Source organism: Phocaeicola plebeius DSM 17135, assembly GCF_000187895.1.
Classification (GTDB): domain Bacteria; phylum Bacteroidota; class Bacteroidia; order Bacteroidales; family Bacteroidaceae; genus Phocaeicola; species Phocaeicola plebeius.
Genome location: NZ_DS990122.1, coordinates 22,823 through 47,609, shown reverse-complemented (window position 1 = coordinate 47,609; position 24,787 = coordinate 22,823). Strand labels below are relative to the sequence as shown.

The window sequence follows — 24,787 nt, the reverse complement described above, 5'->3', positions numbered from 1 at the left end:
ATTTTATTTTTTTAACAAGCTGTCCAGCTTACTTATCTCTGAAATGTAATTAGGTAAACGAACATCATAATAGTTTCGGATTTTATCTTCCATTTTCATTAGCCATTCGAAGTGTTTTGTCAAGGTATCGGGTTGGCTGAGCGATGAAACAGGTATTACATAGTTTTCATCGGTACCAAATAAATCCATTGCTATGCCTTTTGCTTTGACAGAATATCCGACAACCAGTGTAGGAACCTTCTCCGAGTATCCTGCAATAGATGCGTGTGTCCTTGCTGCAACCAAAAATCGGCATCGTGCAATGTAGCCTTTTAGTTCCATGGAATTATGGTCATCTAAAAGTATCACCCTATTTGTATCTTTATAGTGTTCGTATAGGCAGGTAAGAGGTTTTCGGTCATCATTGTGGCTCCATACGACATGAGGTATTAATGCTATCTGCATTTGTGTACGGGACAAAATAAAGTCGATTAGTTTTTCATAATTCTTTAGTGTAATACCTTGGTTGCTTTCGTGATTTAAAATAAGCGGGCTTACGTTAATACCTACCGTATTTCCTTCTTCAAATCCTTCGGGTAAAGGTTTCTCTATTTTGTCTAATACAAAAGCTGTATCTGGTACCCAATGTATATTAGGAATCTGTCGTTCTTTTAAAGCTTGGTATGTGATGCTTTCGCGAACTGTAATTAGATTGTATAATCGTAAGTCTTCTTCCATCTTACTGTTTATACGAAATGGGTCGATAGAGCATCCCCATAAGGCCGTATGTATGTGAGCGGCATGGAGTTTTTTGTTTAATAAGGCATATTGTTCTGGAAATCCTGTATAGCAGTAATTGTCTCCTCCAATAGCTAGCGCCCAATCTGTATTACCTATTTTATGAGTGAAATGTCGATATATGGCTTCATAATATACACTGTCATCTTTTCGTAACTTCATTAATATCAGATAGGGCAATTTGCTTATCCCATGTGGTAAATCATCCTTGGCATTATTAACCGTTGTTATTTGATTTATGCCATAGTATAAATCTTCTTGAGGCTGTTCTGACAGTAATGAGAATTCCGTTTCATTTTTCTTTAATACTTTAATAGTAGAACGTACTAGTGCTTCACATCCGTGATTAGCACTGCCTCCATGAGCATATAATGTTATTTTCATAATCTTCTTAGTTTTAAATAAATTCTCCAGCAATGTGTAAACCAGAATAATCCCCATTCATTTTTTTGAGTAATCATTTTTGCTAGCAGCTTTTCTTTTTGGGAATTAGTTTCGTTGAAAGATTTTAATACCTCTGGCCTAGATAATAGGTTTTTTAATGCTTCTTTTATTTCTTTTCTACATATAGGAGTCATCTCCCAAAAAACAGCAAATGCAATATTCTTGATGGCACTCAACAACATATTCTCATTTTGGCTTGTTAGTGCATTCTTATTTTTCAGTAAGTTCAGACACTTTCTATGAATATCTATGATAGAGATGAAGTCTGTTTTTTTGATACGTTTTCCTGAAGAAAATTCTGTTCCTGCGACATAGTGATAACCTATTTCATCAAAAAGTATAACATCTTTGCAATACTCGTAATAAGTAAGAAAGAAATCGTAGTCTTCCATTAATTTTAATGTTTCTTTAAAACGGATATTCCATTTCTCTACAATATCTCGTTTCAATAGCTTGTTGGAAATATAGCCGTATAATCCACGATGACTTTCATATTGTTCTTGAATAAAATTACGTAAGAAATCTATAACTGAATAATATCCACACATATAAGGTAGCCATACCCTATGGGTTCTGTCTTCGAAATCTTTTGTAATCCCCCAAATATATAAATCAGCAGATGATTTTTCTACTTTATTCATGATATTTTTTAAATACCCTTTATCTATCCAGTCATCTGCATCTATAAACATAATATAAGTTCCCTTTGCCAATGCAATGCCTCTATTCCTTGCTACAGAAACTCCTGCATTCTCAAATTTATAATAATGTATTCTTTTTTCATAACGAGCTATACCTTCTATAAGAGAACCGGAGAAGTCTTTGGAACCATCATTAATGACGATGATTTCAAAGTCTGAGTACGATTGTTCCAGAATAGAAGATAAACATCGTACAATATATTGCTCTTTATTATAAACTGGGATAATGATAGATAGGGTAGGAGTCATTTCTTCTGATTTTTTATATGTTCATATAAAGTAATGCAACGTTTGTAAATAGTAGGATGAATACGTGCTGCCAAAAGTAATATGCGTTGTTTGGTTAGAATTTTGTTATTCCAAATAGCCGTAGAAAAATATTTCTGTATTAGTTGATAGATTTTTTTCTCTTGTGCTGTGAAGTCTTTTTTTTTGTCCTCTTTATGTAGAGCATGCAGCAACCCTAAGCAAGAAGACATTAATATTGCTTCTGCGAATTTTTTAAATTCTGGATGTCTTTCTTTTATGTATATAAGTACTTCTTCTGCACTGATTAGTTGGTCAAATTTATGTATGTTCAGAGAAGATGTACAAATACTGTTTTCACGTATGCAGTAATTATAGAGCCGGTTGAAATTGATGGCAATTTGTTCGCATTGGTCATAAATGAGCATCATGACCGCATAATCTTCATTGGTTCGTCCTTCAGGAAACCGAATATTTTCCAATAAAGAACGGTGATAGAGTTTCGTCCATGCTGCCCACCAGATAGATTCTGATAAGCTGCGATACATGACATAGTTTTTTTCTTTACATACGGTGGGTTGGTTACATGTAACCTTGATAACTTCTCCATGGCACATGTTTGCCTGACAAAAGGCTAATTTTACATTGTGGAGGCAAATGTCTTCATATAGTCTTTTATACATTTCTGGATGAAGGCAGTCATCACTGTCTACAAATGCAATGTATTCACCTGTGGCGATATTCAGTCCGCTGTTTCGAGCTCCTGATAGTCCTTTGTTTTTTTGATGTATGACTTGTATGCGTTTATCAGTGCTGGCAAGTTCATCACAGATTTCTCCACATTTATCAGGAGAACCGTCATCAACCAATATTATTTCCAGATTTGTATAGGTTTGCTTCAATATGCTTTCTACACAACGATGTAAGTATGGTTCTACTTTATAGACAGGAACAATTACAGAAATTAAAGCTGACATAGGCATGAATACGTTTATATATTAAGATGTGTGAAAACGCTAATATATTTATTTTATAAAATGAATATATTTTATGACTGGGTATTTTTATTAAATTTTGAATTTGTATTGTTGTTCTTTTTTCCTTAAGGTTATTTTTATTTATGTTAATACATTGTCTGAAACAAGAGCCTATTTAGGGCTATGATACATATAATTGTAAGCAGTCATGAACGCTATTTGATTATATATATTTTATTTACCTTTAAATTTTATGAGTTTGTTTTTTATGACATCTTTTATTTGGTTTCTTATAGTAATGGTAAAGCCACAATAAAAAGCGATGGAGGATATGCTGATAATAGATGTGGCTGTTACAGCCACTAAGCGTATAAATCCGCTGGACATTGATTCATGAACGGCATAAACAGGGAGTAAAGATAATACGGCTACTAGAAAAGAGCGTCCGTACACGTTCGCTAAGTAATTCACTAGAGAAAAATCTAAATATTTACGTAATACCAGGCAAGCGACCATTTCGGCTGAGAAAGTCATGATAACTGTGATAATGAAAACAGATAAAGGAGGATATCCCCAGGTTAAGAATACATATGATATGGGAAATGTCATACACAACATAACTCCTACTGTTAAATTAGATAATTTGATTTTCCCCGTAGCATGCATAGCTGTAATGCGCGATGATTTTAAACTCCATAACAAACTGTTCAGTAAAATCCAAATAGTAAACTGAACTGTATTTTCCGGATATTCTCCTAACCATAGTGTCAGTACATAGTCTAATTCCAGGCAAAGAGGAAGAGCAAAGATGTATAATAAATAGAACGCAAGGCAACTTGACGCATAAACGAGAGACATCATTTCTTTGATGTTACCTTCTGCATAAAGTTTAATAATCTGGGGTTTAGATGCAATAACAAAGTTACTAGAGAATTGTACGACGGCACCTTGTACTGTCATGGCAATTCCTCGGGCGGCGTTTACGGCTGGCCCGAAAAATATATTCAATAGCATGTTTAGTCCTTGTCCTTGCGCAAGAGTGGACATATTTCCTAAAAAATCCCAAAAGGAATAGGAGAACATTTGTTTATATAGAATAATATCTTTATGGAAACGGTAATGTGATTCTTCAAAATGCCGGAGACAATAAATATAATTAAAAATAGTATAGAGAAAACTAATACATGTTCCTCCCAGGCTCCAGAAGATGAGTTTGTCCATTGGTATGATGGGAAGTGTGAAAACAAGTAATAACTTTAATGTTACCTCCACAATTGATAAGTAGGCGTATACTCCCATTTTTTCGTGTGCCATAATTAATGCGCCAAATGGTACCTGCATGATTCCAAGTATAGTGGAAAATACAGAGAATTGGTATAGCCAATGGGCTGCAAACATGCGTTCGGCAGGGATGACCAATTTATAGGCAAGAAACCATAAACCGATAGTTTCACATAGTAAGAGTATAATTAGTGCTAGGATAAAATGGTTAACTATTGCTGCGCTAAATGTTTTATTGAGCTGATTCATGTTTCCTGTTCCTAGCTCATAAGTTAAGAAGCGGGAAGTGGCTCCACTAAGACTGCCATTAATAAAGGTAAACATGGCTGTAATACCTCCCACTACGCTATATATACCATAATCATTTACTCCAAGTACTTGTAATACAATTCGTGAAGTATAGAGAGATATTAGCATGGTAATCCCCATGCGTACATATAGTAGTAGAGTGTTCTTTGCTATCCTTTTATTACTTCCTGTAGAACTCATTTTTACTAATCTTCGTTTAATTTACTCTCAGTCTAATTCTTCGTAAATGGAATTGCGGCTTTTGAATTCGGGGACAATTTTTTTCATCATTTGTACAGTATCCATTTTACGTACCTGAAGAGCGTAGTCAGTCAGTATATCATATTCCTTACAAATAGTTTGGTAATCATATTCACGTACTTGCGCACGGAAAATTTTCTTATTTTCTGTGGGAAGCGTATTTTCTTTAGTAGCCAGCAACTCCTCATATAACTTTTCTCCTGGGCGCAGTCCTGTATAGATGATGTCTATGTCTTTGTCAGGAATCATACCGGATAATTCTATCATTCTGCGTGCCAAGTCGGCTATTTTTACGGGAGTACCCATATCAAACACAAAGATTTCATCACCTTGTCCCAAATAAGCAGCTTCCAGTACAAGGCGGCAGGCTTCGGGAATAGTCATGAAGTAGCGTATGATGTCTGGGTGGGTTACCGTTAAAGGGCCTCCTTTTTCCAGCTGCTTCCTGAATCGGGGAATGACAGAACCATTACTGCCCAATACATTACCAAAACGGGTTGTAATGAACCGTGTTTTCCCCTCAATAACTCCTTTGCTGATAGAGATGCTTAAGCTCTGTACATAAATTTCGGCTAAACGTTTGGAAGCTCCCATTACGTTAGTTGGATTTACTGCTTTATCCGTAGAAATCATAATGAATTTTTCTACATCATATTTTACAGCCATTTCTGCTACATTGCGGGTGCCATATACATTTGTATAAACTGCCTCACATGGATTTTCCTCCATTAATGGGACATGTTTGTAAGCGGCAGCATGGAATATATATTGCGGTTTATAACGTTTGAATAACATTTCCAGACGATTAATCATACGTACGTCTCCTATGACTGGTATCAAGTCCATATTGGGAAATGTTTCTTCCAGTTCTAATCGGATATTATGCATGGGGGTCTCTGCATTGTCAAATAAGATTAGTCGTTTTAATCCGAATGTGCAGAGCTGGCGACAAAGTTCACTGCCAATAGAACCTGCAGCTCCTGTTACCAGTACCACCTTGCCTTTAAGCTGGTTGATAATTTCTACTAGGTTAATTTTTATTTCGTCACGTCCTAATAAGTCCTCGATACGTACTTCTGGCAAGGCAGAGATAACTGATTTCCCTTTTTTGATTTCATCTGCAGCTGGGAGTAACAATGAACGAACCATAGCTCGGTTGGCAAAGCGTAATAAACGTTCACTTTCTGTTTGTAACATTTCTTGGCTAGGGAACAAAACAGCCTGAATTCCACGTGATTTAATAAGAGTATTAAATTCCTCTTGGGATTCTACTGAATAGACTTGTAAATCGCTCATGCGCATTTTTCCAGGCTCTCCATAGCGTACATAACCAGTAACGTGATAGCCACTGAAACTTACCGCATTTAAGAATCCAAATCGTTCCATCGACTGTTCATCGATACAAATCAACATTTCACGTCCTATATTACTGGATTGATGAACTGCTCTCCAATATACTGCTACAACAACAGAACGGAATGAGGTTTGAAGAAAAAATACCATGCCCAAATCTAGTAAACTTATTAGTATTGCCATCCAATATGGACAATCTTCTAATAAAAAAATGTATAAAAATAAGGATAGTATAAAACGCAGTATGTTGGCTGAAGCAAGTCTGCCTGCTTCTGTTAAAGAGGAATGACGTATAAGCCCTTTGTATGTTTTGAAGGATAGAATGCCTATAGTGCTAGATAATATGCTGAAGGCTATCAATTTGCTAAATAGTTCATTGTAATTTTCTATTTTCCACAAATGAACAATCAACAATGCCGTTAGAAATGTAGATAATAACGCAAGGAAAAAATCACATGCAAATACGAGCCATTGGCTAGCATATTGCATCTGTGAAATTTTAGCAAAGAATTTACTTTGGTTCATTTTATTTGATTTTTTTATTTGATAATTTTACATTTTATATACGTAATCACATGCAGCTGCTACTTGAATTTTATGGGTGACAAAGATAATGATTTTTTCAGGAGCAAGTTGTTTAAGTGACTGAACAATATCTTTTTCTGTTTCTTCATCTAAAGAAGAGGTTATTTCATCTAGTAAAAGTACAGGAGAAGGATGTAATAGAGCTCGGGCAATGGCTAGTCGTTGTATTTGTCCGCCTGATAGGCCTCGCCCACCTTCTTTCAACATCGTATTTATTCCGTCTGGTAATTGGAAAACAAAATTAGCTGCAGCTTTCTGTAAAGCATTGGTGATTTCTTCGTCAGTTGCATTTGCTTTTCCCATTCGTAAATTGTCCCGAATTGTTCCTGAAAATAGGCAACTTTGCTGGGGTACATAAGAAAAATTTACCCGAGTATCTACAGATGCTTGATATTCATCTGTTTCGGTGCGTAATATTATTTCTCCTTTTTCTACTGGCATGAGTGCCAATATTAGGCGGATAAGGGTTGTTTTTCCACAGCCCGTTTCTCCTACTAGGGCGGTCATAGTTCCTCTATGGAAGGAAACGGAACAGTCTTTTAATATTTGTTTGCTGTTTACATAAGAATATGATACATTGCAGATATCTATTTGCTTTAAATCTGGAAGTAGTATACCTTTTCCGCTTCTTTTTTCTTCTGGAAGATTTTGGAGCTCTATTATGCGTTCTGTAGAAGTATAGGCTGATATAAAGGTTGGTACAGTGTAAAGCAATGCTAGTGCTGGTGCTTGGATTGTGTTAACTAATTGTAAAAAGGCAGTCATTGTGCCAAATGTAATCTCTCCTTGTTGAAGTCGATAAGCGCTCCATCCAAAGACGAGTAAATATCCAAATGAGAAACCAATTGACAGTATGCCTCTTGAGAATAGTGATAATATATTCTGTTTTTTTATTTTTTCTCTGTAGTCAGTTTGTCGTTCATTTAATATTTTCTTGAACATTCCTTCTAGACGGAGAGCTTTTGCCATTCCGTAATTTTGTATCGATTCCTGAAAAAAAAGGTGAACTTTGCTGTTGGATTCTTTTATCAGGCGAGAGTAATGACGCATTTTTTTGAAATAAATCTTACTGATAATGATGGCTCCTGGAATCAATACAAGTAGGATCAATGCAAGTTGCGCATCCATTGTGTAAAGCATAATATAACCTCCTCCTAATTTAAGAAGTATGGCAACTAAATCTGGCATCGTACCTGATAGTAGAGATTTTATTTCATTTATATCAGAGCTTATACGTGTCATGATATCGCCACTGTGGAAATTTTGTAGTTTCTGCCACTCAGCTCTCATCAAATGCGTAAAAATATCTGAGCGTAAACTGTTGACCAACTTAGTATTGAATCGTACCTTAAAAGCGGAAATAATGGCATCGAGTAAAATAGATGTTAGAATGATTACACTAAATATGGCCAATACTGTTAAAAGGCTTCCGCTTTGTACTCCAGTGGCCGTATCTATTAAACGTTTAGACAAAGTAATGGTACTTAGTGATAAAGCTACATCTACTGCACCTATCACTGAGATAAATAATATAGATGCATAATATTTCTTTATTAATTGGTACCAATACTTTGTTATTCTATGCATAAAGTTGCTATTTATGAGAAAATTTATATTTGATAAAGTTAAAACTGTTTGAAAAAGATTCAAGCATTTTGGTTCGGGCCATTTGAGGATACCAACGATATCCTCCCCATAAACGTATTAAACCGCGATAATAATAAGTGGCTATGTCTACAAGTGATGAAAAGAAAGAGCGTTTGTTGCTGAAGATATGTTTTGAAGTTTGCCATTGCCCTTTACTGAAATCGCCAATACATATGATTTGACGGAGCAAAAAATCAGCCTCTTTGGAGAGTTTAGAGTTATTCTGAAAAAACACATATTGAGTGGGCATCTCAAGGAAAGAAACAGCTAAATGGGTGAAGACTTTTGTAAAACGGGCAAATCCTTTTTGGTGCGCCTGAGTTATTACATAGTCAAAATTGGTTTTCTCTGAATTTTGAGCTAAAAATAATGCCCAATCACATAAATGGCGTAATCCGAGCCCTACATAAAAGTAATGTTTGGCTGCATGCTGTAGTAATAAAACAGCATTATGTTCATTGTTGGGTATGGTATAGTATCCGTACTCATCTTCTATACTGATAACATCTTTGCCATTCAAACCATAAACTCCGTTTCGGTGAAGCTCTACTGTTACTCCATGAAAAGAAAATACGTCATGCTCGTCGCCGTAGTGTGCTAATTGGGCTTTCAGCATCATGACTTCTATAGCTTTGTCATAATTGTAAGGAATATATACATCTAAATCGCCCTGGCGCCGTAATAAAGGATCTGGATACCAAGTTGAAGCTCCAAGCCCTTTCATTAATACAGGTTCCAATTCGTTCAGGCGTAGTACGTCACATAATTCAGCCCATGTTTTACGCAGATGACGGTTATACGATTTTATTTGTTGAACTTGGGCAAACCATTGTAGGTAAAGAGATTTGTTAGGACGTAATTCTTCAGGAAGTAGATCTACAGCAGAAAAGACGATTCCATTTACTGCTTGGTCTATGGAAAGTCTCATAATTAACTGCCAATGAGTTTGATTTAGCTTATGAAATAAAACTTCTTTTGGAGATCGATTCCATAATCCACAGCATAATAATTCGCGAAAAGCATTAAATACTAAAGGGTCTGGTAATTGCAAATAACTCATATTAAGTGTTGATTTGTTTTTTTGTTATTATTTGAATAATGTTATTCCTTGTTTATATTTGTGATGTAAATGAGATAAGCAAGTAAAACAAATTATCCAAATTTTTGAGCACCATTTCCATAAATGTCTGTCACATTTTATATAATGTCCGTTTCTATTCACCGAATGCACAAGACCTATTACATCTTGTGCTGTGATAATCTCATATTCTTTTGTCCATCGATTATCCCCACGTACATAAAGTTTTTCTCCTTCTTGATGAATGATGCGATGAAGTAGATATTTACCATTGTAGTGAAATAAAATGATATCACCATTTGCAAAACAATGGTTTTCTTCCACTTTCTTGAGGGTTACACAATCTTTATTATCTCGCAAGAAAGGAAGCATGCTGTTTCCTCTTACCCTTATGGTGACAAACTTTCCGACTGCTAAATTGTCACAGACATACTTCATCAATATTTCGTTTGATACTTTCAATATTTCTTGCGCCATAAAATGAATGAATCCTAAAATTAAATGATTGCTCGTATTATTTAATCTTGTAATACTCTTAATTCATCTAGTTGGTTCAATAATTGTTCTACATCTGCTTGGGCTTGAGCTCTTGTGACATTATATTGTGATGTCAAACATTCTATTAGTTGATTTAATGTTACAGCTTTTTTACTTAATAAATCTATTAATACAGTTGCGGTTTCATTTAAAATAATCATTTTTGATAGGTTAATATGGTTCCCCATGCCTACCATCAGAACTTTTTCATTGGCCACATCTTGTATTTGATAACCAGATTTTAGTTTGTATGTAATTTCCATCATATGTTCTATATTTTTACGATAAAAAATCGAATGTGAAAGGCTTTCAAAAATGAAAAGTAGATTTCACATTCGATTTTAAATATATTGGACTTTCCTTTTTTATTTCCGATATGTTATTTAATGATACCCGGAACTTTCATTGTATATATCTTTTTCGCGCTACTGCGTGTAATAGTCTGATTTTTGACAGCTTCTTCCAATACTTCTTTAAGACCTCTATCTACCTGAATGCCATCATAATTTCCAGCTTCTGACGGAACCAGTGCTACTAACTGGGTGTTGGCATTTTGATCCAATCCCATGTCTTTGGGAAATTCTGCATCGATACGAATCCATGCATTGTATTTTTCCGGTAAGTTTACCCAGAATGATAATACATAACCACTCAAATCTTTAGTTGGGAATACGAAAGCATGTGCATTTCCTAAAATTCCTACTCCGATAGCTGAACCTTGTCCATTATTTAACGAGTAGGATACATTTGCAGGTTTACAGTTACAGCTCGTTCTCCACTCTTTATTTTCTGAGTCATAATCCCATAATAAAACGCGGCCTGCATTTTCAGATGTTTCTCCTGTGTTTGGATTGTAGTAGAGAGATAATCCATCAATTGTTGCATATGGACAATCCATCCCCTCCAAATCAAAACCTATAGATGCTTCTAATTCGTCAAACAACTCTTCTACAGATGTTTGAGAAGTAGCATTCTTTGCATAGTCACCTGTAAATGTGAAAGATGCATTTACTGTTGCAGTTAGGCGTTTCATGCTAATTTCAGTTTTATGCAATTCATCTCCACTACTAAATGCATATTGTAGGTTATAACCACTATGAATTCCGTTGGCTGTTACCTCATAAACGTAAATCTGACCATCTTTTGCAAAAGCCATTAATTCATTTCCTACAAATAGTTTGTCGCCAAATTCCACATTCATTTTAGGAGTTTTTACAGGATCTGTAAATCCTATGCTATAACTTTCGCGCATGTCAAGCCATAAGTCATAAGCCGTTTCGTTATCGGAAAAGTCATAAGTTAACCAGCTAGATTTAGTTTCTGATGTGAATTCTGGAAGATTTACATCATATGATGTATAATATATAGAAGAACCTCTTGGTGCTTCCATATAATCAAATGCTAAATTATTTAATGGAATCTGTTCATTTCCTACTAAGTCTTTATTTGTCACACTTAGATTAACAGGTACAAAGTTTCCATTAGGAAGCTTTATCCAAATTTTTCCTTGGTCAGAATAAATTCCATTTTTATCTTTTATGTTTCCTTGGTCTTCTGCAAATTGTAAGGAGAATTCACCATTTACTGCGAACTGGGTACAACTTGCCAGTTCTGGTTCCAAATCGGCAATTGAACCTCCTTGTGTAGGTTGTTTTGTTGGGTTAGTAACTACAAAATATAGATAATCCAACGGATATACTCCTTTAGGACGTCCATTTTCTGTTACATTTTCTGGGGCACGGCTACCAATACCTTGGCTAGAGTTCTGGCTATTAGAAGTACCTTCTTCTGTACTGGCTTCCATTGTGATTAAATCATGGAATTCTAGATCTTTTACATAATCTGGTACTGTATTGTCTGTTCCAGGTTGTTCAGACATAATATCTTCGTTATTGCATGCCGCAAAAGATATTGCGCAGCATGCTACTATAAGCCATTGTAATTTCATTTTATTTTCACTTTTTTATTGATTATAGATACTTAATTTTTATTATCAGAGTCTTCCTTTTCCTCCAAGTACAATGTTTACGTTGTCTTCACGTATCTCTTTAATCTGAGATGTACCTTCTTTAATAGCTATTGCACTTCCTGCAATGCAATCACATAATTGTACAGGAATTTCTCTCATAGATGGTGCTTCATAAACTCTTTTTTCTTTTGTCGTTTCTGCCTTTTTCATAGTCGTAATTTTCTTTTAGTGACACATTCTATTTAATTATATTTAATCCATATCGATGTTGCGAAGATAGACTGAAAATAGCTCCGTTTATTTGTCGGAAACAATAAAATAAATTAGTGATTTTGCAGAATTCTATATCAAGGTTTTTTGCCTTATATTATGAGATTTTCTTTCAAGGTTATAAAATCAGTTGCTTGTATAGAACGGGTGAATATATCCTTTTGTTTGCCTTTAAAGGGCGTTTTAGTATGTTTATTCTGTTTTTATTGACCTTTATCAACTATATTTTTAAAATTGAACTTACCTTGAAATTTAACTATCTAAAAGGCTAATAAAGTCATGGGGAATATGCGTAAAAATTATGAAATTCTCATTCTGTTTTTCTTCTAAATTTTTCTTATTTGTCGTTCTATAAATATGAGAAAATTAAATCGACAAATACTTTATGATAATATACAATTATTAATTTGTAATTAGATAAATGGTAAGGCTTTTTTGAAGGAGAAATAGACAAGGATATGGTTTTTTTGCTATAGAAAGGACTTTCTAATTGAATATTTTTTGATGTTTTTATATGGAATATATTTCTGTATTTATAGAATGCCTGATGGCTTAGGATAAGATTTATGTTTTTATCTCATAAACCTTAATATTTTATATTAGTTTATGGAGCGAGTTTTAATGTTTCCTCTTTGGAAAACTTACGTTTCCCGTCTGAGAAACCTATGTTTTTCGATGGGAAACTATATGTTTCTTGGGCAGGAGATATAGAAAGCTTCTTGGGGTATGAAAAATATTTTAATCGTGGTGTAAGAAATTTGTCTGATTGTATTACCTTTGCCCTCAGAATGGTTTCGGAAGCCTGTTCAGACTTTCGGATTAAAAGGGAATCAGGTGCAAATCCTGAACAGTCCCGCTGCTGTAAGCTCCATTCAACCTGCTGGAAAAGACTCATGCCACTGATGACTGAACACTATCGGGAAGGCTCCAGCTGGGGAGTAAGTCAGAAGACCTGCCATCATACATGTAAACCGTGCTCGTGGGATTAGGCGGTTGAAACGATTTTAATTCAATTACTACGGAAAAAATTATGTGTGGACAGAAGTTTTTGTCTGTCACACTGGGGGGTATTCTTTGGCTAGGGAATACTGTGGCCATACATTCGCAGAGCAGGCTCGACAGCTTGCAGCACCTGGACGAGGTGGTGGTGACGGTACGTTCTTTGCCCAAGGAGGTAATACCTGTGCAGCAACTGGCGGGAGAGCAACTCGGCAGATTGTCTTCTCATAGTGTGGCAGATGCCCTGAGGTATTTCTCGGGGTTACAGATAAAGGATTATGGCGGTGTAGGCGGACTAAAGACTGTCAACATCCGGAGTATGGGCACAAACCATGTAGGGGTGTTTTATGACGGAGTGGAGCTGGGCAACGCACAGAATGGTACGGTCGATTTGGGACGTTTTTCTCTCGACAACATGGAGTCGGTCACCTTATATAATGGGCAGAAGAGTGCCATTTTTCAGCCGGCTAAAGATTTTGGGTCGGCAGGTTCCATTTATTTGCAGTCCAGAGTACCTGTTTTTTCGGAAAAGGAGAATCAGCATGTCAAGGCTACTTTTAAGACGGGTTCGTTTGGGGTGGTGAATCCTTCCTTGCTGTGGGAACGGAAACTGACGGAGAAGGTGAATGCTTCACTGAGCGCAGAATATATGTATACCACGGGTAAATACAAGTTCTCTTATCGTAAGCAAGATGGATATGACACGACTGCGGTCCGACAGAACGGCGATGTGAACGCGCTTCGGCTAGAGGGAGGACTTTACGGAAAGATACCACGTGGCTACTGGCGGGCAAAGTCTTACTTGTATCATTCGGAGAGAGGCTATCCGGGGGCAATTGTCCGCAATAAGTTCTCACATGAAGACCGGCAGTGGGATACGAATTTCTTTACTCAAGGGGCTTTCAAGAAGGATGTGACAGACTGGTATAGCCTGATGGCAAATGTGAAATATGCCTATGATTATCTGCATTATCTGGCCGATCCGAACAAAGATGAGTCACTCATGTACACCAATAATCATTATTATCAGCAGGAAGTGTATGCTTCTCTGGCTAATCGCTGGGCTGTGACTCCTTTTTGGGATGTAAGTCTTTCGATAGATTATCAGTTTAATCTGTTGAATGCAGATTTGACGGATTTTGCTTATCCCCGCCGGCATACGGAGATGGTAGCTGTGGCTACGTCACTTGAAATCGGTGGCCTTAAGTTGCAGGGAAGTGTGTTGGGTACATTTGTTCAAGAACGCGTCAAGGGGGCTGGACAGGCAGCACCGGGTAGGGATGAATGGACTCCGGCTTTGATCTGTGCTTATAAGCCATGGGACGAGACGGACTTGAATTTTCGGGCGTTCTACAAGCGGATTTTCCGTATGCCAACACTGAATGATCTGTATTATACTTTCATTGGAAATGTGGAGTTGGAACCGGAGTTTACAAACCAGTTCAACGTGGGACTGACTTATGGCAAAACTTTTTCTGATTGTTGGTTAAGGCATCTGGAACTACAGGTTGATGCATATTATAATGAGGTAGAGAATAAAATTGTAGCCACACCTACTTCCAATTTTTTCAGGTGGACAATGGTTAATCTCGGTCAGGTAGAAATTCGAGGAGTGGATGCAGCCGTGCAGAGTGTGTGGCAATATGGAAAATACACGTTGCTGACGGCACGGGTGAATTACACTTACCAGAAAGCGCAAGATTTTACAGATCCGTCGGCTGAATTTTATGGTGGTCAGATTCCGTATATACCGTGGCATAGCGGTTCGGCCGTGATGAATCTTAACTGGAAGAAATGGGAGGCTAACTATAGCTTTATTTATACCGGTGAGCGATATACTTCGCAGGCTAACATTCCGGTCAACTACCAGCAGCCGTGGTACACGAGTGATTTCTCCCTGTCTCATCGGCTGAACTGGGGGCCTGGAGAACTGAAGGCGACCCTGGAAGTGAATAACCTGTTCAATCAGCAATATGAGGTCGTGGCTTGTTATCCCATGCCGGGAATTAATTTTAAATGCATAGTTCAATATACCTTTTAAAACTTATGAAAAGAATCATTCAAAAGCCCTTGCTGGTGGTTTGTCTTCTTTTTTCCTTTTCTGCTTGTAGGGAAGATCTTCCCGTGCTCCGTTCGGAAAGTGAGGTCGTCACTCGTCCGGGTAGCCCGCATGAGATAAAAGGCATGTTTGTGCTGAACGAGGGAAATATGGGCAGTAACAAATGCAGCATCGATTTTCTGGATTTCAGAAGCGGATTCTATACTCGTAACATTTATCCGGAGCGAAATCCGGAGGTAGTGAAGGAACTGGGTGATGTGGGAAACGATTTACAAGTGTATGGAAACAGGCTGTATGCAGTAGTCAATTGTTCGCATTACGTAGAGGTAATGGATGTGCGTACGGCACAGCATATCGGTAGTGTGAACATCACGAATTGCCGGTATATCGCGTTTTCTGGCGACAAAGCGTATGTTAGCTCGTATGCCGGTCCTGTACAGATTGACCCCGATGCGCGTCCGGGTAAGATTGTGGAGTTTGATGTGAATACCTTGGAGATAACGAGGGAAGTAGTGGTGGGCTATCAGCCGGAAGAGATGGTAATAAGGGATGGTTTGCTGTATGTGGCCAATTCGGGCGGATATCGTTTCCCTGATTATGACCGTACGGTATCGGTCGTAGACCTGGGAACATTTGAGGTAGTGAATACTATTGATGTGGCCATTAATCTGCACCGTATGGAATTGGCTCCCGATGGACTTATTTATGTCAGTTCCCGAGGAGATTATTACGGTACGGGATCGGATGTGTTTGTGGTCAATCCGGAGACGCAGAAGGTAGTCGGACACTTGGGCGTGGCTGCCAGTGAAATGTGCATGGATGGTGACTATTTGTATCTGATAAGTGTGGAGTGGAGTTATGTGTCAGGGAAAAATGAAGTCCGGTATACGCTCTATGATACCCGGAAGAAAGAAATCCTGCCACACAGTTTCATTACGGACGGAACGGAAAAGGAGATAAAGATACCTTACGGTCTGGGAGTGAATTCTGAAACCAAAGAAATTTTTGTGTCGGATGCCACTGACTATGTGACTCCCGGCTATCTCTATTGTTTCTCTGCAGAAGGTAGAATGCAATGGAAGGTGCGTGCCGGTGATATTCCGGCCCATTTCGCCTTTACCTCTGTTGATTTTTATTGAGGTACCTTGAAATAAACTTGTGACTATACTAATATTGGAATGTATGAAAAAAAGAACAATGAATGAAGCAGGCCGTTTTCTGGGAACGGTATTGTTGTGTGGAGGGGTAGTGTCATCGTGTAGCAACGATATAGATGAGCCTGCAAGTAAAGGGCCGGAAGTTCTGGCTACTCCTTACATTACGAAAGTATTGGAATTTGTGCCTTGTCCCGGGCAGTTTGTCAATGTTTTGCCGGAATTTGAAGAGGGTGATACGCAGGAAGTAATGAATGAGAAAGTGCTCCAGCTTATCGGAAACAATAAGCGAGGATTGATTTCACTCGGTGGTTTTGGAGGATACGTGGTGGTAGGTTTCGACCATACTATTGAAAATAAGCCTGGCAGCAGGGATTTCCGAGTGCTGGGCAATGCTTTCAATGGTAACTCCTCGGCGGCAGTCAGTGGAGCAACAAAGGGAGGAAGTTATGAACCGGGTATCATTTTAGTGGCTTACGACAAGAATGGCAATGGAAAGCCAGATGCTGATGAGTGGTATGAGATTCAGGGTAGTGCACAGCAAAAAGGTTACAGGGAACCTTGGTATGTTGAGGCTGAGTGTGCAGGAAACGATGTGAACTGTTATGCTGATTATGAGATTACTTATTATAAGCCTCAGTCTGAACCGTCTACACCGGAAGAAGATGAAAAATACATTCGCTGGACAGACAATAAAGGAGGTGAAGGGTATATTCCTAAAAATGAGTACCACCGTCAGCCGTACTTCCCGCAATGGATTCAATCAGATAAACTGACGTTTAAAGGAACACGTCTGCCACAAAATGCCATCAATCGTGGCACGGAAGCGGCTCCTTATTTTGTGCTTTTCAGTTTTGCATACGGTTATGCCGATAATGCCCTGAATGATTCTGAAGGAGCAGCCATTGACATTGATTGGGCGGTCGATGTGAATGGGGCGGCAGTACATCTTCCAGGAGTGGATTTTGTGAAAATCTATACAGGAGTAAACCAGGTGAACGGCTGGCTTGGAGAGTGTTCCACGGAACTTATGGGGGTAGAAGACTTGCATTTACTTGAGAACCGAAAACTCTAATCTATATTTATTAAAATCTAAAATAACATGAAACTAAAGGACTTTTTTAGCGTGAAGAATGCCTTGCCCGTAGTGTTGCTTACCATGACATGGCTGGCCAGTGGTTGTAGTAAAGAAAATAACTTTACAGGTGAGGAACCTGCGGCTCCCCCTGTATCGATTTCTTTTGAATTGAAAACGGAACTGGATAGTGTGAGTCCGGTGATGCTTCTTCCGGATTCTGTTTTCCGGTTGGAGTATACAGCGGAACATGTCAAGTCGGTTGAGGCAGTAGATGCCCCTGAGGGATGGACAGCTAAGGTGGATGAAACTGCTGGAAATGTGGAGGTGAAAGCAGGTGCAGAAGCTGTGCAAAAAGCCAGAATCACCTTGAAAGCTGTAGGTGAAGATGGGAAAGAAGTACGGAAAGAAATCGATTTTTATTGTTTGAACTCATTTACTGATTCTAAAGGTGTCTTTGTCTTGAACGAAGGTAACATGACTACTGAAAATGGCTCGCTTACTTACATTACTCCCGAAGGCTATGTGATAGGGGACGCGTATAAGAAAGTGAATGGCACGGAACTTGGAAACGTTGCACAAGATATGGCTTTTTGCAATGGCAAGATTTATGTCATCACTCAGAATGGAGATGAAAATCCGGTCGGTACAAAGTTTGAGAATGACGGTATGCTGATTGTGATGAATGCCAAGACATTGAAAAAGGAAATGGCTTTGAGTAAGAATGATTTACCTAGTATTGACTGGCCTACGCATATAGCCGTATTGGATGAGGCGCATGTGTATGTCCGTGATAACAAAGGGATTTATCGTTTGAATCTTCAGACAAAGGAAATGAAGTTTGTGGCAGGAACGGAAAAAGCTCCTAAGAGTCAGTTTGTGGTGATGAATGGAAAAGTGTATACGTATAAGCCTGGTTTAATAGGTGGAATTCTTGAAATCTCTCCTGAGAAAGATGAGGCACGCAAGATAAAGTTCCCTTATACGCTTAAGCTTCAGATTAATGAAACGCTGGGAATCAGGGCGGCAGATAACGACGAATTCTGGGTAATGGGATTTGGGGCTGGTAAATCTTCTGTCAGTCGTTTTAATATTTCTACAGGGAAAACAATTCAACGTCAAATTAGTATAAAGCCGTCTGTGGGTTCTTCGGGTGTGGCTTTTGCCGCAAAAGGGAATGAATTGTATTATGCGGATAATACTACGGTTTATCGGATGAAGTTTGATACCAATGAAGAGTTGGCTCCGTCTTCAGGACTGGAAGCCGAGGAACAGCTTTGTGACCTTAATGCCATGGATAGTCACGCGGGTTTGATGTACAATGGAATGGCGGTACATCCGGTTACTGGATATGTGTATATCAATACCATTAAAGGTTATGCGCAGTTTACAGAGAATCAGATCTGGTCTTTTGATTTTTCAGCGAGTACGGATACTCCGGTGGCTAAATATGAGAACTATACTCATTTCCCGGCTGGCTTCTTCTTTGCACCTAATAATTAATCTTTAAAAGGAATGAAACAATGAGAAAGAATCTGTTGCGTGCAATGTGTATTGCATTGTTGGGGGTTGTTTTGCTGACAGCCTGTTCGAAAGAAAATAAACTGGAACAACCACCTGCAGAAACACCTTCTGGCGGAACGGAAGAAAATCCTTCCGGTTCGGATAACTCTGGGGAAGTGACATACCTGGATGGTTATGCTCGTCCGGAAGGAGTGATGATATTAAACCAGGGAGCACGAAGGCTGGAAAACAGTTCACTCACTTATCTGGCTCCTGATGGTACAGTAGAAGAACATGTATATCGAGGCGTGAACGGTACGGCTTTTGGAAACGAAGCACAGGGCTTGTGGATGTACAATGGGAAGTTGTATATTATTAGCAATGGCATTTATGCTCCCAAGGGAGAGGAGGCCGACGGTATTCTGGTGATTGCAGATGCGGTGACACTGAAGCGTGAAAAGGTATTCAGAATGGATGATTTGAAGTTCAAGCGTCCGCCGGGATGCCTTGATCCGGAAGAATGGATGCCTATGCATACGCCTTTTGATAACGTAGCGGTGCTTGATGAGCAAAATATTTTCTTTTCTGAAGGGCAGGCTTTGTTTCGCTTTGACAGCACTACTGGAGAAGTAAATATCGTGGAAGGTGCTTATCATTTCGGAAATCAGGGAAATACCATTGAAAATGTGGCGAGTACTACTGGAGTTATACGGGTAGGCGACTGTTTGTATTGTGCTGGAGGTGGATTTTGGGAATCTACCCGCTTGATTGAATTATCAAAAGGAATGAACAAGGTTAGCCGTGTATTGCCCGATTTGAAAGGGCAGTTCATTAGCGGGATTTGCCAGACAGGAGAACGTGAAATTATGCTGGCTACTTGTGGCAGAGGAGGTGAAAAGAACAGTTATTTGCTGTTTGTGAACCTGGATGAATGGAAGATTGTGAAGGAAAAAAAGATTTCAGAGGATATTTCCGCGGAGTTTTTTAATAATTCAGGTGTTTCGTTGGCTGGCGATTATTTGTATTATGCAGCAGGGAGTACCACGGTGCGGCGGCTTTCGTTGAAAACCTGGAAAAGTGAGGTGTTTATAGATGCGTCTAAAGATGCACCTGATGCTCCGCATTTGAACTGTAATGTAGTAGCTGATCCTTCCACCCAATATGTGTATGTAGCTGTTTCGAATGCATACAGCGAGATGGAAACGCCGGATAAAAACTATTTATTGGTGTATGACTGCAGCGGAACTAGTCCGGTACTAGTGAAAAAACTGGTGAACCAGACTTGTTATCCGGTGGGTATCTTTTTTATGAGAGAGTTCTATAAATAACACTTTTCTTGGTTTTTTATAAATGGGACTGCAGACTTCTGAAGAAATTCGGGTCTGCAGTTTTGCTTATGGATTTATTGTTTTTGGGTATGTCTTAGCTTGACGGAATGTGAAGACAGCCGTTTTTCTAACATAGAAGCGGGAATGATAGATTTAAGAGTATCTATAACCGCATTGACCATTCTTTCGCGGATAAAGTCTTCTTTGATAAGAATAGATACGTGGCGTTGTGCCGGAGGGTTTGCCTGAAGAGGCAGGACATGGGCTTTCTGTTTCTCGGTTAGTGACGCAATATGAAGTTCGGGGATGATGGTATATCCACCGTTTCGGTCCACGATTTTTATGAGAGTCTCGATGCTTCCGGCCTCGTAGATGTGATTGCCGATGTCCTTGTTCTTGCAGAAATTCATTCCGCCGTTGGGTACACAATGACCTTCTTTCAGTATCCACATTTGTTCAGGAGGGAGGGTGCCGTTGGCGATACAGCTTTTGGCCTGGTCGCATGCTTCAGAAAAGTAGGCCACGAACTTCTCGGTATAGACCGGAATCTCTAACAGGCCGTTCAAGTCTTCTGGCGTGGTGGTCAGGATAATGTCCAGGTTGCCATAGTGCAGTTCCTGTAGCAATGATTTGTTTTCTTTCTCATCAATGAACAGGCTTACGTGCGGGTAGGTTTTCCGGAAATGATGGATAAAGTCGGGTACGAGGTAGGGAGCAATGGTGGGCAGAATACCGATACGCAGGTTACCGTTCATGCTGTCCGTTTCGTCGGCTACTACCTCCTTTATGCATTGGGTTTCATTCAGTACAATCTGTGCCTGACGGATGATTTTTTCACCGATGCGGGTAGGGGTGATATTTTTCCGGTCGCGGTTGAATATCTTGACATCAAGTTCTTCTTCCAGCTTTTGAATCATCGCACTGAGGGTAGGTTGTGTTACTCCACACGCCTCGGCTGCAAGTACAAAGTGGCGGTACTTGTCCAGTGCCACGATATATTCCATCTGTTGTAACGTCATGGTTCAATAGATTTTATCAATACAAAGATAAATAAAATCTGTTGTGTTCCTGCGTATTTCCCTCTACATTTGCATCAGAAACAAACAAAAAAGGTGTTGACAATGAAAAGATTATTTCGTAATTGGGATGTTCTCCGGGTGATACGCCTCCTTTCGGGAGCTATGTTTGCCGCTTATGGTATCTATGCCTCAGACTCCCTGATGATAGTATTAGGTGGGTTGTTGATGCTGATGGCTATGGTGAACTGGTCCTGCTGTGCGGCAGGAGGATGTGACACCTCGTCCGGGAACAAAGCGTTGTATAAGGATTTTGTGAAACCTTATCAGGCTACAAAAGAAAGTAAGTAAAAATTTAAAAACAGAAGAATATGAGTGCAGTACATTTAACCAAAGCAGATTTTTTGACAAGAGTAGCAAACTATGAAGCAAATCCGAACGAATGGAAATTTCTGGGTGAGCGTCCGGCCTTGATTGATTTCTATGCCACCTGGTGTGGTCCGTGCAAGATGTTGGCTCCGGTATTGGATGAGTTGGCCGATGAATATGCCGGACAGGTAGACATCTATAAGGTGAATGTAGACGAAGAAGAAGAACTGGCAGCCTTGTTTGGCATCCGCAGCGTGCCTTCCCTGCTGTTTGTACCGATGAACGGTACTCCGCAGATGGCACAGGGAGCCTTGCCTAAGAAAAACCTGAAGGATGCGATTCAGAATGTGTTGTTGAAAAACGATTGAGGTGTGATATATATTCAGACAGCTATAAAAAAAGGAGGGCCTTACAGCTCTCCTTTTTTTATAGCTTCCATGATGTTGGCTGGAGCACGTTCGGCCAGTAGTTCTTTTTTCATATAATCCATGTAAGGGGCTACGTGCTGGAAGAACTGATGATATCCCTTGCACAGGTAGTTCAGTCCAGGTTCACCATCGGCTGTGCGGGAGAATCGGTTTTTCGGGCATTCACCGTTGCAGGCAAAGAGGAATTCACATTCCTTGCACTGGCGGGGGAGGGATTCTTGTTTCATTTGCCCGAACTTCATCTGGCGTTCGCTGTACATCATTTCCACCAGTGTTTTTTCATGAATGTTGCCTAGCTTGTATTCCGGAAATACAAAGTGATCGCAGGAATATACGTCGCCGTTGAATTCCATAACGCCGGCATGTCCGCAAGTCTTGGCCATGGTGCAGACCCCCGGCTGCGCACCTACCCAGTTGGCCAGGGTGGAGTCGAACAACTGGATGAAGAAATTGCCTACATCCTGGCGTACCCATTCGTCAAACAAGGTGCAGAGGAAGGTGCCCCATTGTTCCGGTGATACGGAGAAATCGGCTAATTTCTCGTCTTTCTGTAACGGACTGGCCAGATGACGGCCGTCAGCATGGGGACTGATACGCTCTACAATTGGTGTAAACTGGATGTAGTGGCAGTCAATTTCCTTGAAGAAATGATAGAAGTCCAGCGGATAGTCTGCGTTGAAGTCATTCACTACGGCCAGGGCGTTCCATTCTACCCCGTGTTTCTTCAGCAAGTGAATGCCTTGCATTACCTTGGTGAATGATGGGCGTCCCTGACGGTTCTTGCGGTATTCATCATGGAACTCCTGTGGCCCGTCGATGGACACGCCTACCAGCCAGTTATTCTTTTTGAAGAATTCGCACCACTCATCCGTCAGCAAGGTACCGTTGGTCTGGATACAGTTGTCGATGGTACGTCCTCCGGCATATTTCTGTTGCAGTTCCATTACTCGCTTGTAGAAGCTGAGCGGACGCATCAGAGTCTCTCCGCCGTGCCAGGTAAAGAGCACCTGCGGCATGGTCTGTGAGCCGATGTATTCGCGGATAAATTTCTCCAGCAGTTCGTCGCTCATTACGTGCTTGGAGATGTTTTTATATAAGTTGGCCTTTTCCAGGTAGTAACAATAGTCGCAAGCTAAGTTGCAGACTGCCCCTACGGGTTTTGTCATTACATATAGCGGACGGGCAAAAGGCGCAATGGTTTGATTCATGGTATCGTGGTTTAAGTAAGTATTCAAGTTATTTTTCGTTTTTTTCGGAAAGATGTGCTAATAGTCCTTCGCAGGCATCTTCCAGTATGTCGAGCACATTCTCGAAGCCTTGAGCGCCTCCATAATAGGGGTCAGGCACATAGTCAATTACCTTGGTACGGCAGAAATCGGTCATGCGGTGAATCTTCTGTTCACTTTCCACGTCCGGCGCTTTGTCGCGCAGGGCATCGATGTTGCGGTCGTCCATACCTAAAATCCAGTCGAAGTGATAGAAATCTTCCGTGCGTACCGGACGCGAGCGGTGGGTCAGCTGGTAGCCTCTGCGGCTGGCGTGAGCCCGCATACGTTCATCGGGCAGTTCTCCTTCGTGAAAACCGCTGATGCCTGCGGAATCAATTTCAAACTCTTTTTCTCTTCCTGCCCGGCGCACCAGCGTACGCATGATTTCTTCGGCAGAGGAGGAGCGGCAGATGTTGCCAAGACAGACGAATAATATTCTTTGTTTCATCATTTATCAAGGTGTAAATACTGTTTAAAACGTGCTACATCCGTATTCAGGATGAGGCTTTCGGGAAACTCGGTTTCCTTGACCAGCTCTAAGGCATGGTCGTAGGTCGCAATGTCGAATGAGATATGTGCATCACTTCCCAGGATGACGGGCACCTCATATTGCTTGCAGAGACGGAGTATTTCTAAGTTGTTGGGCCTTGCCTCTACTTTGTTGCGGCAAGGCTTCAAGGAACTGTTGTTGATTTCCAGCAAGGTGTGATGGGCTTTTGCGGCCTGCACAATCGGTTCAAAAAGCAACTTGGCCGTACCATCCCCCGGATGGCTGATGATGTGCGTGTAAGGATTCTCAATGGCCTTAATCATTCCTTGCGTATTTTCTTCGGGAGTTCCCGGCGTATAGCACAAGGAATGAATACCTGCGATTCGCAAATCCAGCAAGTTCATGTGGAATTCATCCAGGTCGAGTGTACCTTGTGTGTCGAGGATATTGATTTCCGCCCCAAGCAGGAGCTCGATGCCGTACATCTGCCGCGGTACCACGTGCAGGTTGCGAAAGTAAATCAGGTGACAGCTTCCGGGAATTCCCGGTGTATGTTCCGTGATACCGAGCAACTTCAGGCCTTTGTCGGCGGCTGCCCGTGCCATTTCCTGCAGACTGCTGAAAGCATGTCCGCTGGCAATGGTGTGCGTATGTACATCTAATTCTATCTTCATGTGTATAGGG

22 protein-coding genes and 1 riboswitch are annotated in these 24,787 nt (G+C 40.0%); of the genes, 7 read left to right on the top strand and 15 right to left on the bottom strand.

All coding sequences use genetic code 11. The features are described 5' to 3' along the window. Positions 1 to 3: 3 nt before the first annotated feature. From BACPLE_RS04285 to BACPLE_RS04235, 11 genes are all read right to left on the bottom strand, one after another. Positions 4 to 1,161 (bottom strand): polysaccharide pyruvyl transferase family protein, encoded by a 1,158-nt coding sequence (locus tag BACPLE_RS04285; RefSeq protein WP_007559275.1) that lies wholly within the window; start codon positions 1,159 to 1,161, stop codon positions 4 to 6. Next, the gene (locus BACPLE_RS04280; protein WP_007559274.1) at positions 1,158 to 2,171 is read right to left on the bottom strand and encodes a glycosyltransferase family 2 protein; all 1,014 of its coding nucleotides are present in this window, start codon (positions 2,169 to 2,171) and stop codon (positions 1,158 to 1,160) included. Before BACPLE_RS04280 ends, BACPLE_RS04285 begins: the two co-directional genes overlap by 4 nt. Next, positions 2,168 to 3,145, bottom strand: coding sequence for a glycosyltransferase family 2 protein (locus BACPLE_RS04275; protein ID WP_040312440.1), 978 nt, complete (start codon positions 3,143 to 3,145; stop codon positions 2,168 to 2,170). Before BACPLE_RS04275 ends, BACPLE_RS04280 begins: the two co-directional genes overlap by 4 nt. 234 nt (positions 3,146 to 3,379) lie before the next feature. Then, the gene (locus BACPLE_RS04270; protein WP_007559269.1) at positions 3,380 to 4,915 is read right to left on the bottom strand and encodes a lipopolysaccharide biosynthesis protein; all 1,536 of its coding nucleotides are present in this window, start codon (positions 4,913 to 4,915) and stop codon (positions 3,380 to 3,382) included. Between the two features lie 27 nt (positions 4,916 to 4,942). Beyond that, entirely contained in the window at positions 4,943 to 6,853 is a 1,911-nt protein-coding gene (locus BACPLE_RS04265; protein ID WP_007559268.1) for a UDP-N-acetylglucosamine 4,6-dehydratase family protein, read from the bottom strand. 27 nt (positions 6,854 to 6,880) lie between these two features. Beyond that, the gene (locus BACPLE_RS04260) at positions 6,881 to 8,500 is read right to left on the bottom strand and encodes an ABC transporter ATP-binding protein (protein WP_007559267.1); all 1,620 of its coding nucleotides are present in this window, start codon (positions 8,498 to 8,500) and stop codon (positions 6,881 to 6,883) included. Between the two features lie 7 nt (positions 8,501 to 8,507). Further along, positions 8,508 to 9,620 (bottom strand): nucleotidyltransferase domain-containing protein, encoded by a 1,113-nt coding sequence (locus BACPLE_RS04255; protein WP_081458099.1) that lies wholly within the window; start codon positions 9,618 to 9,620, stop codon positions 8,508 to 8,510. A 27-nt stretch (positions 9,621 to 9,647) separates the two neighbouring features. After that, positions 9,648 to 10,115, bottom strand: coding sequence for a S24 family peptidase (locus BACPLE_RS18535; protein ID WP_007559265.1), 468 nt, complete (start codon positions 10,113 to 10,115; stop codon positions 9,648 to 9,650). Between the two features lie 41 nt (positions 10,116 to 10,156). Further along, positions 10,157 to 10,441 (bottom strand): PqqD family protein, encoded by a 285-nt coding sequence (locus tag BACPLE_RS04245; protein WP_007559263.1) that lies wholly within the window; start codon positions 10,439 to 10,441, stop codon positions 10,157 to 10,159. A 113-nt stretch (positions 10,442 to 10,554) separates the two neighbouring features. Then, complete coding sequence (locus tag BACPLE_RS04240) at positions 10,555 to 12,123, bottom strand: hypothetical protein (protein WP_007559261.1); 1,569 nt, start codon at positions 12,121 to 12,123, stop codon at positions 10,555 to 10,557. A 45-nt stretch (positions 12,124 to 12,168) separates the two neighbouring features. Next, complete coding sequence (locus tag BACPLE_RS04235; RefSeq protein ID WP_007559259.1) at positions 12,169 to 12,354, bottom strand: hypothetical protein; 186 nt, start codon at positions 12,352 to 12,354, stop codon at positions 12,169 to 12,171. 832 nt (positions 12,355 to 13,186) lie between these two features. Continuing rightward, positions 13,187 to 13,388: riboswitch (cobalamin riboswitch) on the top strand. A 56-nt stretch (positions 13,389 to 13,444) separates the two neighbouring features. On the opposite strand from BACPLE_RS04235, the gene BACPLE_RS04225 reads away from it, so the two are divergent. The 5 genes from BACPLE_RS04225 to BACPLE_RS04205 are packed head-to-tail and all read left to right on the top strand — an operon-like array spanning position 13,445 to position 20,532. Next, positions 13,445 to 15,454, top strand: a complete 2,010-nt coding sequence (locus BACPLE_RS04225) for a TonB-dependent receptor (RefSeq protein WP_007559254.1) — start codon at positions 13,445 to 13,447, stop codon at positions 15,452 to 15,454. 5 nt (positions 15,455 to 15,459) lie between these two features. After that, positions 15,460 to 16,611: a YncE family protein gene (locus BACPLE_RS04220; RefSeq protein ID WP_040312414.1), complete on the top strand. Its 1,152-nt coding sequence runs from the start codon at positions 15,460 to 15,462 to the stop codon at positions 16,609 to 16,611. A gap of 43 nt (positions 16,612 to 16,654) precedes the next feature. Continuing rightward, positions 16,655 to 17,701, top strand: a complete 1,047-nt coding sequence (locus tag BACPLE_RS04215) for a hypothetical protein (RefSeq protein ID WP_007559250.1) — start codon at positions 16,655 to 16,657, stop codon at positions 17,699 to 17,701. 27 nt (positions 17,702 to 17,728) lie between these two features. Continuing rightward, complete coding sequence (locus BACPLE_RS04210; protein WP_007559249.1) at positions 17,729 to 19,204, top strand: DUF5074 domain-containing protein; 1,476 nt, start codon at positions 17,729 to 17,731, stop codon at positions 19,202 to 19,204. Positions 19,205 to 19,224: 20 nt separating this feature from the next. Beyond that, the gene (locus tag BACPLE_RS04205) at positions 19,225 to 20,532 is read left to right on the top strand and encodes a DUF5074 domain-containing protein (protein WP_007559248.1); all 1,308 of its coding nucleotides are present in this window, start codon (positions 19,225 to 19,227) and stop codon (positions 20,530 to 20,532) included. A 74-nt stretch (positions 20,533 to 20,606) separates the two neighbouring features. On the opposite strand, the gene BACPLE_RS04200 is transcribed toward BACPLE_RS04205, so the two are convergent. Next, positions 20,607 to 21,551 carry a LysR substrate-binding domain-containing protein gene (locus BACPLE_RS04200; protein WP_007559246.1) on the bottom strand — a complete coding sequence of 315 codons (945 nt, stop codon included), beginning with the start codon at positions 21,549 to 21,551 and terminating at the stop codon, positions 20,607 to 20,609. 102 nt (positions 21,552 to 21,653) lie between these two features. On the opposite strand from BACPLE_RS04200, the gene BACPLE_RS04195 reads away from it, so the two are divergent. Beyond that, positions 21,654 to 21,899: a hypothetical protein gene (locus tag BACPLE_RS04195; protein ID WP_007559244.1), complete on the top strand. Its 246-nt coding sequence runs from the start codon at positions 21,654 to 21,656 to the stop codon at positions 21,897 to 21,899. Between the two features lie 20 nt (positions 21,900 to 21,919). Continuing rightward, positions 21,920 to 22,285, top strand: coding sequence for a thioredoxin (trxA, locus tag BACPLE_RS04190; protein ID WP_007559242.1), 366 nt, complete (start codon positions 21,920 to 21,922; stop codon positions 22,283 to 22,285). 41 nt (positions 22,286 to 22,326) lie between these two features. Here the strand turns inward: trxA and BACPLE_RS04185 are convergent, their stop codons facing one another. The 3 genes from BACPLE_RS04185 to BACPLE_RS04175 are packed head-to-tail and all read right to left on the bottom strand — an operon-like array spanning position 22,327 to position 24,777. Then, positions 22,327 to 23,553, bottom strand: a complete 1,227-nt coding sequence (locus BACPLE_RS04185; RefSeq protein WP_007559240.1) for an anaerobic sulfatase-maturation protein — start codon at positions 23,551 to 23,553, stop codon at positions 22,327 to 22,329. A gap of 28 nt (positions 23,554 to 23,581) precedes the next feature. Continuing rightward, entirely contained in the window at positions 23,582 to 24,064 is a 483-nt protein-coding gene (locus tag BACPLE_RS04180; protein WP_007559238.1) for a low molecular weight protein-tyrosine-phosphatase, read from the bottom strand. Then, a complete protein-coding gene (locus BACPLE_RS04175) occupies positions 24,061 to 24,777 on the bottom strand; it encodes a phosphatase (RefSeq protein WP_007559236.1) in 717 nt (238 codons plus the stop codon). Before BACPLE_RS04175 ends, BACPLE_RS04180 begins: the two co-directional genes overlap by 4 nt. Positions 24,778 to 24,787 lie beyond the last annotated feature (10 nt).